We start from the raw sequence: 15,853 nt of genomic DNA, 5'->3' as shown, positions 1-15,853 counted from the left end.
GGGGCTTTCGGCAAGGGGTCGGGCTGCGCCAATGGCGCGGCACTCGGAAGGGGCGCGTGCGTGGGCGGCAAGCCCGTCATTTTCCGATCGTGGCGTCCTGCGCCGCGCCGGTGGCCGAGCGCAGGCGGCTGGGCGCCAAGGCACCGGCCGAGTCCAGGATGGGATAGGCGATCGAGCAGATGTGCGAGTTGATGCGCTTGAGTTCGCTGATCAGGTCGATGTGCAGCGAGCTGGTTTCCATGCTCTGCACCGTCTTGTCCGCCAGGCGCACCAGGTGGGTGGCGGCGTAGGCGCGCTCCAGGTCGCGAAAGCGCGCTTTTTCTTCGAGCAGCTTCTGCGCGTCGCGCACCGTGCCGTTGAGGAACACGCTCATTCCCAGGCGCAGGTTGTTGATCAGGCGCTCGTGCAACTCCGTGATCTCGGCCATGCCGGCGTCGGAGAACTGGCGGCCCTTTTTGATCTTCTTGTCTTCGATGTCCAGCAGCACGCGTTCGATGATGTCGCCGATCTGCTCCATGTTGATGGTGAAGCTGATGATGTCGGTCCAGCGCCGGCTCTCGTCCTCGCCCAGCGCCTCGCGGGAGATCTTGGTCAGGTAGTACTTGATGGACGAATACAGCTCGTCCACCTCGTCATCCATCTTGCGCAGGCGTTCGGCCAGTTGCACATCATTCTTCTTGATCACATCGAGCACACCCAGCAGCATGGTCTCCACCACGTCGGCCTGGTGCAGCGCCTCGCGGGCGGCGCAGGAAATGGCCAGCGACGGGGTGGACAGGGCCGAAGGGTCCAGGTGGTGGGGCCGCAGGCTCTGCGCGCCCACGGGCTTTGGCAGCAGCCGGGTCACCCAGGTGGCCACCCATTGCGTGAAGGCGATGAACCCCAGGCTGATGACCACGTTGAAGCCCAGATGGAACAGCACCACCCCCTGTGCCGTGCCCGGCATGTGGGGCTGTACGTAGCGCAGCCAAAGCCCCGCGAACGGGGCCACCAGCGCCACGCCCATCAGCTTGAAGACGAGGTTGCCCACGGTCACCTGCCGCACCTCCACGGCCGATTTGGCCGTGGTCAGCACGGCCAGCAGGCCGCTGCCCAGGTTGGCCCCCAGCACCAGGCCCAGGGCCACGTCCAGCGGCACCACGTGCGAGGCCGCCATGGCCGAGATGAGCAGCACGATGGCCAGGCTGGAGTACGCGATCACGGCCAGCACCGCGCCCATGACGATCTCCATCACGATGTCGCTGTTGAGCGAGCCGAGCATGGCCTTGATGATGGGGGAAGCCAGCATGGGGCCGCTGGCCTGCACGACCATTTCGAGCGCCAGCAGCATCAGCCCCAGCCCGATGAGCACGCGCCCCACGCGCCCGGCCGAGCTGGACTGGCGGGTGATGAACAACACCACGCCCACGAAGATGAAGAGGGGGGACAGCCACGACAGGTCGGTGGAGAACAGCACCGACATGAGGGCAGTTCCCACGTCGGCCCCGCGCATCACCGCCAGCGCGGCGGGCAGGGTGATGAGCCCCTGGCCCACGAACGACGAGGTCATGAGCGAGGTGGCCGTGCTGGACTGCACCAGGGCCGTCACGCCGATGCCCGACAGCGCTGCCGTGAAGCGGTTGCCCATGCTGCGGGCGAGCATGGTGCGCAGGTTGGCGCCGAACACACGCAGCACGCCCGTGCGCACCAGGTGGGTGCCCCAGACCAGCAGTGCCACGGCGGCCAGCAGATTCAACAGGTGCTTCATGAAAGGGATCGGATGCTTCACCCGGGGGCGGGGCACAGGGCTCCTGGCCTGCCTGCCGTTCCGGGAGTGACAGCATACTCCTGAATCCATAGCAGCCCGCCAGCAACCACGGGCCTGGGCGGGTCGGATCGGTGTGCCGGGTGGCCTGGATGGCACGGGATGGCCCGGGTTTTGCGCGCCGGGCAAGGGCTTCGGGCGCTGCGGCGCGGTGGGTAAGGCCCGTTCCTACCCTCGGCCCTTCCATTAAAGCATTCAAGGGAGAAGCCATGGTCCACCTCAAAGAAATCACGTCTCCGCCGCGCGTTGCCCCCTCCGTTGCCGAACGCGGAAAGCAAGCCGTCCCGGCGGCAAGGTCGAGTTCCATGCCGCAGACTGCGCTCGCGCTGCAAGGCAGGGCTGGGCATCCACGCACATCCACCGGGGACGCCGGGGCGCCACCGACGCATGCGGCCTCCCACGTGAACCGTCCCCGATCGAACGTGGGCATCCGCATCCAGTCATCGCCGGCTGGCACCGGGGACGTGTCGAAGACTTCCGCCGCCACCGTGGCAAAGTCCCTGGACGCGGTCCTTCATCAGCACGATCGGGCGGCGCAAGGAATTCTCAAGATGTGGGGCGAGCCGAAAGGGTATGTCGACGATGCGCAGAAGTCGGTGACGGACAACCTCGCGGCGGTGCAGGCCCAGATTCGGAATCTGCAAGACATGCTGCGGTTCAGAGACGCTGCGCTCGGTGCGCAGGCAGAACTGCGCAAGGAGATCAACCAGTTGGACGGCCACGAGCAACGGGAGCGCTACAACCAGTGGGCCCAGGCCGCATCGGTGAACCTGGAGGCGGTGTTCCAGGAAGCGGAGGCCGCGGTGAGCGCCATGCAGGCGCGACTGGCGGGGACCCCTGAATCGGACGCTGACTCGGATACGGACGTCTTCATGGACGCGCTGTCGGATTGGGATGCGGATCTGGCAATGGACACGGAAACAGAAGCAGCGACGGAAACGGAAACGAAGGAGAGCGTGGAGATCGAAGTCGAGGTGGAGGCGAGCGTGGCGTCCATCCAGTCCGAACCGCCGAAATCGGCTGCCAGCCCCCGTGTCGGTGAAGCGAACGCATCGACCCAGCCGGTGGCCAGCGCTTCTTCGACCGAGGGCTCCGCGCCAGCTTCCCCCACACATGTTGCCAGCACGGCGGCTGCCGAATCAGCCGCCGCGCTGGCACAGAGAGCGGCAGACGAAAAGCGCCACGAAACGGCGCAGGCCCTGTTGTCGCTCCGCACCATGAACATGACATATCACGTCAGTGGCGTGCTGGAGCTCCTCGAAAACGTCCAGGCGATGGGCAGAAAGATCCAAAACCTGGAGCAGGTGCTGGCGAGTAGAGATGAACTGCTTCAAGGCCATGGCGATCTGGTGGAACAACTGGCCGACGAAACGGTGAGCGCCCGGCTGGATCTTCGGCAGTTCAAGCAGTGGCGCGATGCGGCGGCCATGAACCCTGGAACGAAATTCAGTGAACTGGCGGCATCGATCAGCGACATCAAAGCCCGCATGCGCAACGGCGTGGAGCATCTGACCACGATCGAGGGCTACTCCATGGCAGAGATTTTTCCGAGGAGCCGATGAGCGAAGCCGTGCCGAGCGGCCCCATCGCGGCGAATGGGTTTCGGTGGACGAGATCCTCAATCGATGAGTTGCCCCGCCTCATGGAACGGATACGGCCCGGGATACGTCCCGCTGGCCGCGATGTGGCTGACCAGCCGCCCGTCCTGCGGCAGCGCATGCACCGCAAAGCCCGGCGGCTCCAGCGTCCAGGCCGAGGCGGCGTCGGGCGCCAGGTCCAGGCACACCTGGTGCGCGGGCGATGGCACGGTCGCTGCCAGCGTCCCCCCGAAGCGCACCTGGATGGCGCGGTGCAGGTGGCCGCAGACCACCCGCTCCACGTTGGCGTGCCGCGCCACGATGGCCTCCAGCGCTTCGGCGCCTTCCAGCAGGCCGATGGCGTCCATGTGGCCGATGAGCGTGCGAAACGGCGGGTGGTGCATGGCGATGACCACGGGCCTGCCGCGGTGCGCTTCCAGTTGGCGCTCCAGCCAGGCGAGCCGTGCCTCGCACAGGCCGCCTTCGCTGGCGCCGGGCACCACGGTATCGAGCGCGATGAGCTGCAGCCCGCCCACCGGCACGCTGTATTGCACGAAGCCTTCTTCGCCCAGGTAGGCGTGCTCGGGAAAGCTGGCGCGCAGTTGCTCGCGGTCGTCGTGGTTGCCGGGCAGCAGGTAGAGCGGCATGGCCCCGAGCGGCGCCAGCAGTTCGCGCAGGTGGCCGTATTCCGCAGGCCGGCCGAAGTCGGTCAGGTCGCCGGTGACCACGACGGCATCCGGGCGCTGCGGCATGCGCAGCACCGTGTCCACGGCCTGGCGCAGGTAGGGAGCGGTGTCCAGCCGGCCATAGGCCAGTCGGCCGGGCTCGCGGATGTGCAGGTCGGAGAGCTGCAGGAGCAGGGTGGTGGTGTTCATGCGGGTCATGCGCTGAGGCTTTCGGTGACGGACAGCAGGCGGTGCGTGGCGATGCGAAAGCCTACCTGCTCGCCTTCGCGTGCGGGATGGTCGCGGTGCACATCGGCCAGGAGGGGCGCATGCCCCGAAACGGCCAGCGTGAGCTGCACGCGGTCGCCCAGGAAACTGCGGCGCGTCACGGCGGCGCTGCCCCAGTCGGGCAGGGTCGGGCCCACCTCGACGTCCTCGGGTCGCACGAGCAGCGCGTCGGCCGAAGCCGAAAGGGCGTCGCAGGCCTGCAGCGCCGTGAGGTGCGGCAGTCCCCGCGCTGCGCTGGGGTCCACGGCCGGCACGATGCGGTTCACCCGGCCCAGGAACGTGGCCACGAACGGGTGGCTGGGCGTGCGGTAGAGCGCCTCGCCGTCGCCCACCTGCACGATGCGGCCGGCATGCATCACGGCCAGGCGGTCGGCAATGGCCAGGGCTTCCTGCTGGTCGTGGGTGACGTGGATCGCCGTGATGTGCAGGCGGCGCAGCAGGTCGGCCAGTTCGTCGCGCAGCGATTCCTTGAGCTTGGCATCCAGCGCGGTGAGCGGTTCGTCCAGCAGCAGCACGCGCGGCCGCGCGGCCACGGCGCGGGCCAGGGCCACCCGCTGGCGCTGGCCGCCAGAGAGTTCGGCCGGGCGTTTTTTCTCCAGGCCGCCCAGGCGCACCAGATCGACGAGTTCGCCCACGGTGCGGCGGCGCTCGCTTTCGGCCACGCCGCGGATCTTGAGGCCATAGCCGATGTTGGACTCCACCGTCATTTGCGGAAAAAGCGCGTAGTGCTGGAACACCATGCCCACGCCGCGCTGCTCGATCGGCATGCGGGTCACGTCGGTGTTTCCGAAAGCGATGCGGCTGCCCGCATCTGGGGCCTCCAGCCCGGCGATCAGGCGCAGCAGCGTGGTCTTGCCGCAGCCCGACGGTCCGAGCAGGGCCATCACCTCGCCGGGCTCCACGGTCAGGTCGGTGGGCTGCAGGCCGCGGGTACCGTCGGCATAGGTTTTGGCGCACTGGACCACGTCCACGCGCGTGCGTTCAAGTTCCATGGTGTTTCTCGATGAAGGTGCCGATGGCCTGCAGGCCCCACAGCATGGGAAGAATGACGATCAGAAAGACCAGCGTGTAGGCCGAGCCGATCTCGATGCGCATCGATGCATAGCTGTCGGCCAGCCCCACGGGCAGCGTGCGGGTGAGCGGGGTGTGCAGCATCCAGGTGAGATTGAATTCGCCCACCGAGAGCGTGAACACCATCAGGCTGCCCGCCACGATGGCCGGCAGCACGGCCGGCACCAGCACGCCCAGAAAGCGCTGCGCGAAGCTGGCGCCCAGCGAGCGCGCGGCCTCTTCGAGCGAGCGCAGTTCGTTCTTCTGGAATGCCGATCCCACGGTGCGCACCATGAAGGGCAGCGTGAACACCATGTGCCCCACCAGGATGAAGGCGAAGCTCTGGCGAAAGCCCGAAAGCTGCCCGTAGGCGAGGATGAGCGCCAGCGCGCTGGCCAGTCCCGGCACGGCGACAGGCAGGGTGAGCAGTTCTTCGAACAGCCGGGCCCAGCGGGAGCGGCTGCGCGCCAGGGCATAGGCGCAGGGCACGCCCAGCAACAGGTTGCCCAGCACGCACAGCAGCGCGAGCACCAGGGACCAGCCCACCGTGCCGCCGTAGTTCTCCCACACCTCGCCCAGCCAGCGCAGCGTGAGCCCGCTTTTCAGGCCCACGCTGTAGTTGTTGACCAGCCCGGCCACCACCGAGAGGGCGATGGGCGCGATCATGAACAGCGCGACCAGGGCGGTCAGCGCCATCAGCAGCGCCGGGGCCTGTCTTGCGTTTCGCATGGTTTCGGCTCCTTCAGAAAGCGGTGGTGCCGGACACGCGGCGCGACACCCACAGCACCATCCAGGTGATCAGCCCGAGCGTGATCGACAGGCTGGCGGCCAGCGCGAAGTTGGCATAGTTGGTGAACTCGTTGTAGATGGTGATGGGCAGCACCTCGAACTTGGCTGACAGCGTGAACGCCGTGCCGAACGCGCCCATGGCCGTGGCGAAGACGATCGCGCCGCAGGCCAGCGTCGTGGCCGCCAGTTCGGGCACCCACACATCGCGCGCCACGCGCCAGCGCGAGGCACCCAGGGAGCGGGCCGCTTCTTCCAGCTGCGCATCCATGCTGCCGGCTGCCGCCGTGTAGGTGGCGATGGCCCGCGGCAGCGAGAAATACAGATACGCCAGGAACAGGCCGGTGAGCCCATAGGCGAACGTGGTGCGGCCGGCGCCCAGCGCCTCCGACAGGTCGGCCACCAGCCCCTGCCGACCGCCCAGCAGGATCATGAAAAAGCCGACGATCACGCCGGGGAACGACAGCGGCAGCGTCAGCAGCGACAGCAGCAGCGCACGGACATGAAAGCGCTGGCGCGCCAGCGTGATGCCCACCAGCGCACCCAGCACCAGCGTGGCCAGCGTGACGGCGAGCGACAGTCCCAGCGTCTGCAGCAGGCTCTGCAGATAGCGCGCATGGGTCAGCACCGCGAAGTAGGTGTCCCAGCCCTTGGCCGCCGGCAGGGCCAGCAGCAGGGCGACGGGCAGCAGCCAGAACGCCGCAAAGAACGCCACGGCAGGCGCGGCGCACGCCAGCAGCACCGGGCGCGACGGAGCGGAACCACCGTGGCCCATGGCGTTACTGCACTTCCTTCAGATAGCGATCGGAGAACGCCTTCTGCGCAGCCGCCATGCGGCCGTAGTCCACGGTCTTGGCGCGCGCGTAGTCGCTGGCCGGCAGGAAGCGGGCCTGCACTTCCTTGGGCATGGCATTGGCGCGCACCGGGCGCAGGTAGGCGTTGGCCCACAACGCCTGGCCTTCGTCGGACAGCACGAAGTCCAGCACCTTCCTGGCATCTGCCGCATGCGGGGCATTGGCCACCAGGCTCATCACGTAAGGCACGACCACGGTGCCTTCCGCAGGGATTACGAACTGCACGTTGGCCTGGTCCTTGTACTTGGCGCGGTAGGCGTTGAAGTCGTAGTCCAGCAAGATGGCGATCTCACCCGACAGCACGCGGGCGTAGGCCGTCTGCTTGGGCACGATGGGCTCGTTCTTCTGCAGTGCCTTGAAGTAGTCGATGCCGGGGGCGAAGTTGTCCATGGAGCCGCCGCGGGCCTGGTTGACCGCCACTGCGCCCACGTAGCCCACGAAGGCCGAGGCCGGGTCGAGGTAGCCGATCAGGCCCTTGTAGTCGGGCTTGAGCAGGTCGGCCCACGATTTGGGCACCGGCTTGCCTTTGAGCGCATCGACGTTCACCATGAAGCCGAGCGTGCCCGAGTGGATGGTGAACCAGTGGCCCGCCGGGTCCTTGAGGCCTTCCGGAATGTCCTTCCAGCCGGCGGGCTGGTAGGTGCCCACCACGCCGTCTTTCTGCGCCTGGATGGCGAACGTCACGCCGAGGTAGGTCACGTCGGCCACCGGGCTTGCACGCTCGGCGACCATCTGGGCAAGGGCTTGGCCGGAGTTCTTGTTGTCCGGCGGCACGGTCACGCCCGTGCGGGCCTTGATGGCCTTGAGCTGGCTGCCCCAGTCGGCCCATTCGGGCGGGCAGTTGTAGCAAATGGCGGTTTGCGCCATCGCGGCGGCGCCGGAGGCCAGGCCGAAGGCCAACACGGTGGTGCGGATCAGGGTTTGCAAGGTGTGTTTCATCGAGGGCTCCAGAAAAGCAGAACGAAGGAAGGGATGGGTTGGGGGAGTGGGTTGCGGGATCTGTCGGTCAGGCGCCTGCGCAGGATTCGCCGGCACGGAAGCGATGGGGCAGCGTCAGGCTGGCCTGTGGCGTCAGCGGCGCATCGGCGGCCATGGCCTGGATCAGCAGTTCCACGCTGCAGCGGCCGATGTCGGCATTGGGCTGGGCCACGGTGCTCAGCACGGGGGTGAGGTCCTGCCCCAGCGCGATGCCGTCGAAGCCCACCACGCTGAGATCGCGCGGCACGGCGAGGCCCGCCTGGTGGGCGGCCCGCAGGCAGCGGATCGCAATCAGGTCGTTGGAGCAGACCAGGGCGGTCGGGCGCTCGGCCCCGCGCAGCCACTGCGCCACGTCCTCCACCGCGGTTTCCACGAAAGGCACTTCGATCACCGGCGCCTGCGCCAGCCCGGCAGCGGCCATGCCGCGTCGAAAGCCGCGACAGCGCTGCTGTGCGCGGTCCGAGGCGGCCAACTGGCCGCTCACCATGGCGATGCGCCGGTGCCCCAGGGCCACCAGCCGTGCCACCAGGTCGGCCACGGCGCCTTCGCTGTCCACCGAGACGCAGGGGTGGCCGGGGTGCCGGTTGTAGGCCAGCACGTAGGGCAGGGCGGATGCCGCGAGGCGTGCGAGCGCCGTGGAGGACTCGGGCTGCGAGACCACGAGGATCATGCCGTCCACGTCGCCCGCCAGCAGCAGATTCACGGCGCGCTCTTCCTGCGCGATCACGTAGTCGGTGGTGAACGGCAGGATGGCATAGCCCGCCAGCGCCGCGGCGCGCGCGATGCCTTCGAGGCATTCCGCGAACACGGGATTGAGCAGTGTGGGCAGCATCACCCCGATGACGCGGCTGCGCTGCGTGCGCAGCGTGCGGGCACTGGCGTTGGGCGCGTAGCCCAGGCGCTCGGCCACGCCGAGCACGAGGTCGCGCGTGGCGGGGGTGACCTTGTCCGGCAGATTGAACGCGCGGGACACGGTGGCGACCGAAACCCCGGCTTCGCGGGCGACGTCCTGGATGGTCATGGGGATGGAATGGGCTGCAAAAGGCCATGTAATCGATTTCATGGCATTGGAGCGGGGCGGCGTGACGGCGTGATGACAGTCGCGCGCGGTGGGAGCAAAGTCCGCGGGTTCGTCCGCCCACGGGTGTCTTCGCGGCACGCATGGAGGAAGGGCGATTTCGTGCTTAACCTGCGTGTTCCAGTTCCGCATGAGGCGGATTCGGATGGTCGAAGGACGCATGCCCTGGTCCGGCGCCTGCGGCCTTTCCCTTTCAAAACCGGGCGCCAAAATCGAGGAGCCGACTTATGGTGTCACCGCTTTCATCCCGGGGCGGTCCGCCTGCCGCGCTGGCGCCCAGGCCGGGTGTCGGATCCCCTTCCACTGGTAGAGACCCCGCCTGCGGCGGCGAGGTAGCTGTCCACGGACTGCATTCGCGTAAAGCCGCTGGTATCGCCGTAATAGAAGAAGGCCTGCTTCGCCCTCGCCAAACCCTGTCCCCCGCAGTGGACCGGCAGTTGCGCGGCTATGTCATGGCCCGGGCCATCGATGGCCGGCATGTGGAAGGGCCTGACCTCACGCGCCTGCGCAACGCCACCGCCACGGTCGAGCAGGTCCGCGCGCTGTTGCCGAGCGGTCGTGGCAACGTCAAAGACGACATTGCGCAATTCGGTCACGAAAGCTCCAGGAGGGTCGAAGCGGGCCGGCTTGTGAAGAACATGCTGGTGGAGCACGGCCTGCCGCGAGTTGTGGCCTACGCTGCCGGAGGAATTCTGGCCCGGGCCGGCAATTGTGCAGAGTTCGCTGCCTTGACCATCATGCTGCATGTCCCTCTGTTGAAAGAAGCCAGCTCAGGCACCGACAAGGGGGAGTGCATTTACCTCGTGAAGTCGCAGTGGATCGACCACGACTGGGCAGAGCTGAGGGACGGGCGGGGGCCGGATTACCACATGGTATTGGACCCTTGGCTTCGCGGACCCGCAGTCTTTTCTGCAGACAGCCAATGGGCAGGTGATGCCGGCGACTTCACCCTGAGCCTGGAGCACGGCCATGCCACGGGCTTGAAAGACAGGGCTGAAATGGAGACGGCTTTGACCGGGAACTCGCCATCTCTGCTGGCCCGCTTCGACCAGGGCTTGCGCGAGGTCGGGCCCACGATGCGCTACGCGCCACACACGGTCTTTCCTTCCATGGCGGTGGTGGGCCGGGGGTTCGAGCGGCGAGTGCAACTCAAGCTACAGGCCCCCGTTGATGTTGCCAAGGCCCGCGTTCCTCCTGAAGTGCGGGCCGTGAATCCCAACCTTCGCCGGGCCCAGCGCGCTCTGCTCAATGAGGTGCTGGCCGTGGGCGTCGCGCGGCAGATGGACGTCGGCGCAGGCATACGAAGCGCAACGCAGGAAGTGCCCGGGTTGCTGGATGCCGCCAGGCGGCTGCGTGACAAAGGCGCCTGACGCTTGCCGCAGCCAGCGTGTTGCCGGGCAGGGCGCGCTGTCGGCGCCCGGTCTTCAGGACGAGCGCTTCACCCGCAGCAGTTCATCCAGGATCAGGCAGGCCGCTCCCACCGTGATGGCCGAGTCCGCCAGGTTGAAGGCCGGAAAGTGCCAGCCCCGCGCGTGGAAGTCCAGGAAGTCCACCACGTAGCCGTGCATCATGCGGTCCACCACGTTGCCCACGGCGCCGCCCAGGATGCTGGACAGCGCGAAGCAAAACAGCTTCTGCCCGGGATGGGCGCGAAGCTGCCACACGATGAACAGCGTGGCCGCCACGCCGATGCCCGTGAACACCCAGCGCTGCCAGCCGCCCGCATCCGCCAGGAAGGAGAACGCCGCGCCCGTGTTGTGCGCACGCACGATGTTGAAGAAGCCGGTGATGTAGGTGGCATCGCCCAGCCGGTAGTAGCCCAGGATCAACGTCTTGGTGAACTGGTCTGCGATCAGGATCAGCAGTGCCCAGACGAGCCAGGGCCACATCTTGCCGCCCGCGGAGGATGAAGACGAATAGCTGCTGCGGGCCATCACGCGTGCTCCCGCGCTTCGCCGGCGCCATACAGGTTGCTGGTGCAGCGGCCGCACAGCGTCGGGTGGGCCGGGTCCTGGCCCACATCGCTGCGGTAGTGCCAGCAGCGCTCGCACTTGGTGTCGGTACTGGCCTGCACGCTGATCCGCAGCGCATCGCCCGCCACCAGTTCGATCGCGGACGTGATGAAGACGAACTTCAGGTCTTCGCCCAGGCTGGCGAGCAGCGCGTGGTCTTCGGGGGCGGCGGTCAGTGTGACGGTGGCCTGCAGCGACGAGCCCACCTGGCCGGCCGCGCGCAGCGCCTCGATTTCCTTGTTCACCGCATCGCGGATGGTGCGCAGGCGGGCCCACTTGGCGAGCAGCCCTTCGTCGGCGCCCGCGATGGCGCCGTAGGTTTCCAGGAAGATCGATTCGGACGTGCCGAACACCTTCCACGCCTCTTCCGCCGTGAACGAAAGGAAGGGCGCCATCCAGCGCAGCATGGCGTGCGTGATCTGATAGAGCGCGGTCTGGGCGCTGCGGCGTGCCAGGCTCTTGGGCGCCGTGGTGTACAGGCGGTCCTTGAGCACGTCGAGGTAGAAGCCGCCCAGGTCTTCCGAGCAGTACAGCTGCAGCTTGGCCACCACGGGATGGAACTCGTAAACCTGGTAGTGGGCCAGCACTTCGGCCTGGAATTCGGCGGCCCGCGTGAGCGCATAGCGGTCGATCTCCAGCATCTGGTCGAACGGCACGGCGTCGGCCTTCGGATCGAAGTCGCTCACGTTGGCCAGCAGGAAGCGCAGCGTGTTGCGGATGCGGCGGTAAGCGTCCACCACGCGCGCCAGGATCTTGTCGTCGCCGGCGATGTCGCCCGAGTAGTCGCTGGCGGCCACCCACAGGCGGATGATCTCGGCGCCGAGCTTCTTGTTGATCTCCTGCGGGTCGATGCCGTTGCCCAGCGATTTGCTCATCTTGCGGCCCTGGCTGTCCACGGTAAAGCCGTGGGTCAGCAGGCCCTTGTAGGGCGCGCGGCCCTCCAGGGCGCTCGCCAGCAGCAGCGAGCTGTGGAACCAGCCGCGGTGCTGGTCGTGGCCTTCGAGGTACAGGTCCGCCTCGGAGCCGGTGTCGTGGTGCACGTTCGGGTGCGTGCCGCGCAGCACGTGGAAGAAGGTGGAGCCGGAGTCGAACCACACTTCCAGGATGTCGGTGCTCTTGGTGTAGCAGGCCGCATCCTCGGCACCCAGGATGTCTTCGGGCGTCACGCGGCTCCAGGCCTCGATGCCGCCCTTCTCGACGATATCGGCCGCCTGGTCCATGATCTCCATGGTGCGCGGATGCAGTTCGCCCGAGTCCTTGTGCAGGAAGAACGGGATGGGCACGCCCCAGCTGCGCTGGCGCGAGATGCACCAGTCGGGCCGGTTGGCGATCATGTCGTGCAGGCGGGCCTTGCCGTTCTCGGGGTAGAAACTGGTGTGCTCGATGGCCTCCAACGCCGTCTGGCGCAGGGTCTTGGGCGCCTTGTCCTTGGTGAACACGCCTTCGCCTTCGTCCATGCGGATGAACCATTGCGCGGCGGCTCGGTAGATCACCGGGGTCTTGTGGCGCCAGCAGTGCGGGTAGCTGTGGGTGATGTCCTTGGTGGCCATCAGGCGGCCAGCGTTGCGCAGCGCCTCGATGACGACCGGCACGGCCTTCCAGATGTGCTGGCCGCCGAACAGGGGGAAGTCGGCCGCGTAGGTGCCGTTGCCCTGCACGGGGTTCAGGATGTCGTCCAGCGCCAGGCCGTGTGCGCGGCAGGAGTTGAAATCCTCCAGGCCGTAGGCGGGGGAGGAGTGCACGATGCCGGTGCCGTCGTCCGCCGTGGCATAGTCGGCCAGGTACACGGGCGACAGGCGCCGGTAGCCATGGCTGCCGTCTTCGCTTTTCACGTCGTAGAGCGGGTGCTCGAACTCCAGCCCGCCGAGCTTTTCGCCCAGCGCCGTGGCGAGCACCTGGCCGGTGAGGCCGTAGCGTGCCATGCAGTCTTCCACCAGCGATTCGGCCAGCACCAGCAGGCCGCGCTCGGTGTCCACCAGCGCATAGGTGATTTCGGGGTTCAGGTTCAACGCCTGATTGGCGGGGATGGTCCAGGCGGTGGTGGTCCAGATCACCACGAAGGCGTCTTTGGACAGGCTACCGGAGGGGCCTTCCTGTCCTTGCAGGCCGAAGGCGGCGGCCAGCTTGGCAGGCTCGTGCGCCTTGAAGGCCACGTCCAGCGTGGTGCTCTTCTTGTCCTGGTACTCGATCTCGAACTCGGCCAGCGACGAGCCGCAGTCGAAGCACCAGTACACGGGCTTCAAGCCCCGGTACACGAAGCCGCGCTCCATCACGCGCTTGAACGCCCGGATTTCGCCCGCTTCGTTGGCGAAGTTCATCGTCTTGTAGGGGTTGTCCCATTCGCCCAGCACGCCCAGGCGCTGGAAGTCGCCCATCTGCTGGGCGATCTGCTCGGTGGCATAGGCGCGGCTCTTGGCCTGCATGTCGTCGCGGCTCAGGTTGCGGCCGTGCTTTTTCTCGATGGCGTTTTCGATCGGCAGGCCGTGGCAGTCCCAGCCGGGCACGTACAGCGCGTCGAAGCCTTCGAGCTGGCGCGCCTTGGTGATCATGTCCTTCAGGATCTTATTCACCGCATGGCCCATGTGGATCTGGCCGTTGGCATAGGGCGGGCCGTCGTGCAGGATGAACTTCGGTGCGCCGCAGCGGGCGTCGCGCAGCTTCTTATAGATGCCTTTTTCGTCCCATTCCTTCACCCAGCCCGGCTCGCGCTTGGGCAGGTCGCCGCGCATCGGGAAGGCGGTGTCGGGCAGGTTGAGCGTGGCGCGGTAGTCCGTGCCGGTGGAAGGGGTGGGGGTGGCGTTCGTGTTCTCGGACATGGCAAGACCTAAGGAGCGGGCCGTTCCGGGCCATGGCCTGGAACGCAGGAAGAGAAAGAAGATGAGGGGGCGGACGGGGCCGCAGGGCTGCGCTGCGGCACGGGGACCGTCAAATTCGGTCGCGCGTGGTCTGGCGACGGGTCTCGGCGTGCGTGGAGGCGGAGAAATACGCCCGCGCGTCATCGCAGTCCCTGGCGATGCCGCGGGTGAGGGCGTCGAAGCTGTCGTATTTCAGCTCGTCGTGCAGTTTGTGCAGGAGTTCCACGCGGACGATTTTACCGTACGCCCCTTCGGCCCCCAGATCGCGGGGCCAGTCCAGACAGTGGGTCTCCAGCAGCACGCGGCCGCCGTTCACGTCCCGGGGATCGAGCGACGGGCGCACGCCCAGGTTGGCCACGCCCGGCAGGGGCTCGGCAGCCAGGCCGTGCACCCGCACCACGAAGATGCCGCCCGCAGCGGGTTTCCAGTGGGCAAAACGCAGGTTGAGTGTGCGAAAGCCGTCGCCGGCGCCCTCGCGGCTGGCGCCCAACTCACGGCCGAGCTTGCGCCCGTGCACCACGTGGCCCGAAATGGCGTAGGGCCGGCCCAGCAGCCGCGCGGCGTCTTCCATGCGGCCGGCGGCCAGGGCCTCGCGCACGGCCGAGCTCGATACCCGCAGGCCGTGCACCTCGTAGCTGTTCATGCGGGCCACTTCGAAGCCCTGGCTGCGTCCGGCGCCGTCCAGCATGGCGTAGTCGCCCGCGCGCTGCGCGCCGAAGCGGAAGTCGTCGCCCACCAGCACGTAGCGCGCGCCCAGGCCGCGCACCAGCACGTCCTCGATGAACGCCTGCGGCGGCTGGCTGGCCAGCCGTTCGTTGAAGGGCAGCACGACCGTCTGCTGCACGCCGCAGCGGCGCAGTTCGTCCAGCTTGTCGCGCAGGGTGCCGATGCGGGCGGGGGCCAGTTCGGGGCGCTGGCGGGCGCCCGCGAAGTAGTCGCGCGGGTGGGGCTCGAACGTCAGCACGCAGCTGGGCACGCCGCGGTGGGCCGCCTCGTTGTTCAGCAGCGCCAGCATGGCCTGGTGCCCACGGTGCACGCCGTCGAAATTGCCGATGGTGAGGGCGCAGGCCGATGCAATGTCGGGGTGATGGAAGCCTCGAAAGATCTTCATCGGAGTGCTTTACTTTTGATAGCGCCGTGCGCAGGTGTATCAAGCGCTGGACGCCAATTTGTCATGAACGGAGTATATTGTGAGCCACAGGCCGGCCTTGGCACGCCGCCCGTGAGACATCAGCGTTCCGAATCCTTGTGTGCATCGTTGTTCCAGGAGGCGAGTTGTGAAGGTCTTGAAGTTGTCGGCCCAGGGGCTGCCCCAATCGTGGATTTCGCTGGAACAGGCGGTCATTCACTATGCCGCGGGCGAGGTGCGCTGGGAATCCGGCGCGCAGATCGCCCGGTTCCGCGGCGGCCACAACGCCGTGACGGGCGAGCAGTCGGTCGTCGGCGTCAACAGCATCATCGGCACCAAGGGCGTGCCGTCCATCAACCCGTTCAACCTCAAGCCCAGCCTGACCAACGGCAAGCTCTTCGCCCGCGACCGCAACGTCTGCGCGTATTGCGGCGGGCACTTCCACGAAGAGGACCTCACGCGCGAGCACATCGTGCCCTATGCGCGCCAGGGCGTGGACCACTGGATGAACGTGGTCACGGCCTGCCGCCCCTGCAACCACCGCAAGGGCCCGCGCACGCCCGAGCAGGCGCACATGCCGCTGCTCTATGCGCCCTACGCGCCCAGCCTGTGGGAGGACTTCATCCTGCGCAACCGCCGCATCCTGGCGGACCAGATGGAGTTTTTGATGGCGCACGTGCCCAAATCGTCCCGCCTGCTGGACTGATCGAAAAAAAGCCTTCGCAGGTACTTTCCCCGAGGGCCGGGGGCCGGGGCTGCGGGAATAATCCTGCCTCC

Annotated in this window: 13 protein-coding genes; 3 read left to right on the top strand and 10 right to left on the bottom strand. The window is 67.3% G+C overall.

Features of this window, described 5'->3' with window-relative positions:
• Positions 1-76: 76 nt before the first annotated feature.
• The gene (locus tag M5C96_RS18815; RefSeq protein WP_272564660.1) at positions 77-1,747 is read right to left on the bottom strand and encodes a Na/Pi cotransporter family protein; all 1,671 of its coding nucleotides are present in this window, start codon (positions 1,745-1,747) and stop codon (positions 77-79) included.
• Between the two features lie 266 nt (positions 1,748-2,013).
• On the opposite strand from M5C96_RS18815, the gene M5C96_RS18810 reads away from it, so the two are divergent.
• Entirely contained in the window at positions 2,014-3,366 is a 1,353-nt protein-coding gene (locus M5C96_RS18810; RefSeq protein WP_272564659.1) for a hypothetical protein, read from the top strand.
• 56 nt (positions 3,367-3,422) lie between these two features.
• Here M5C96_RS18810 and M5C96_RS18805 read toward each other — a convergent pair whose 3' ends face one another.
• The 6 genes from M5C96_RS18805 to M5C96_RS18775 all read right to left on the bottom strand — a co-directional run bounded on the left by M5C96_RS18805 (position 3,423) and on the right by M5C96_RS18775 (position 9,023).
• Entirely contained in the window at positions 3,423-4,265 is an 843-nt protein-coding gene (locus M5C96_RS18805) for a phosphodiesterase (protein ID WP_272564658.1), read from the bottom strand.
• On the bottom strand, positions 4,262-5,326 hold the full coding sequence (locus tag M5C96_RS26930) for an ABC transporter ATP-binding protein (RefSeq protein ID WP_349816795.1): 1,065 nt from the start codon (positions 5,324-5,326) through the stop codon (positions 4,262-4,264). Before M5C96_RS26930 ends, M5C96_RS18805 begins: the two co-directional genes overlap by 4 nt.
• Positions 5,316-6,113 carry an ABC transporter permease gene (locus M5C96_RS18790; protein WP_272564657.1) on the bottom strand — a complete coding sequence of 266 codons (798 nt, stop codon included), beginning with the start codon at positions 6,111-6,113 and terminating at the stop codon, positions 5,316-5,318. The genes M5C96_RS26930 and M5C96_RS18790 overlap by 11 nt, the downstream gene beginning before the upstream one ends.
• A gap of 13 nt (positions 6,114-6,126) precedes the next feature.
• Positions 6,127-6,945 (bottom strand): ABC transporter permease, encoded by an 819-nt coding sequence (locus M5C96_RS18785; RefSeq protein WP_272564656.1) that lies wholly within the window; start codon positions 6,943-6,945, stop codon positions 6,127-6,129.
• 4 nt (positions 6,946-6,949) lie between these two features.
• Positions 6,950-7,963 (bottom strand): ABC transporter substrate-binding protein, encoded by a 1,014-nt coding sequence (locus M5C96_RS18780; protein WP_272564655.1) that lies wholly within the window; start codon positions 7,961-7,963, stop codon positions 6,950-6,952.
• 67 nt (positions 7,964-8,030) lie between these two features.
• Positions 8,031-9,023, bottom strand: coding sequence for a LacI family DNA-binding transcriptional regulator (locus M5C96_RS18775; RefSeq protein WP_272564654.1), 993 nt, complete (start codon positions 9,021-9,023; stop codon positions 8,031-8,033).
• A 482-nt stretch (positions 9,024-9,505) separates the two neighbouring features.
• On the opposite strand from M5C96_RS18775, the gene M5C96_RS18770 reads away from it, so the two are divergent.
• A complete protein-coding gene (locus tag M5C96_RS18770) occupies positions 9,506-10,450 on the top strand; it encodes a hypothetical protein (RefSeq protein ID WP_272564653.1) in 945 nt (314 codons plus the stop codon).
• A 54-nt stretch (positions 10,451-10,504) separates the two neighbouring features.
• On the opposite strand, the gene lspA is transcribed toward M5C96_RS18770, so the two are convergent.
• The 3 genes from lspA to M5C96_RS18755 all read right to left on the bottom strand — a co-directional run bounded on the left by lspA (position 10,505) and on the right by M5C96_RS18755 (position 15,058).
• Positions 10,505-11,014 carry a signal peptidase II gene (gene lspA, locus M5C96_RS18765; protein WP_272564652.1) on the bottom strand — a complete coding sequence of 170 codons (510 nt, stop codon included), beginning with the start codon at positions 11,012-11,014 and terminating at the stop codon, positions 10,505-10,507.
• Positions 11,014-13,908, bottom strand: coding sequence for an isoleucine--tRNA ligase (ileS, locus tag M5C96_RS18760; protein ID WP_272564650.1), 2,895 nt, complete (start codon positions 13,906-13,908; stop codon positions 11,014-11,016). Before ileS ends, lspA begins: the two co-directional genes overlap by 1 nt.
• 109 nt (positions 13,909-14,017) lie before the next feature.
• On the bottom strand, positions 14,018-15,058 hold the full coding sequence (locus M5C96_RS18755; protein ID WP_272564649.1) for a bifunctional riboflavin kinase/FAD synthetase: 1,041 nt from the start codon (positions 15,056-15,058) through the stop codon (positions 14,018-14,020).
• Between the two features lie 166 nt (positions 15,059-15,224).
• Between M5C96_RS18755 and M5C96_RS18750 the strand changes: the two genes are divergently transcribed.
• A complete protein-coding gene (locus M5C96_RS18750; RefSeq protein WP_272564648.1) occupies positions 15,225-15,782 on the top strand; it encodes an HNH endonuclease in 558 nt (185 codons plus the stop codon).
• Positions 15,783-15,853: the final 71 nt, after the last annotated feature.

This window comes from Acidovorax sp. GBBC 1281, assembly GCF_028473645.1.
Lineage (GTDB): Bacteria > Pseudomonadota > Gammaproteobacteria > Burkholderiales > Burkholderiaceae_C > Paracidovorax.
This window is presented reverse-complemented; position numbering and strand designations above follow the sequence as displayed.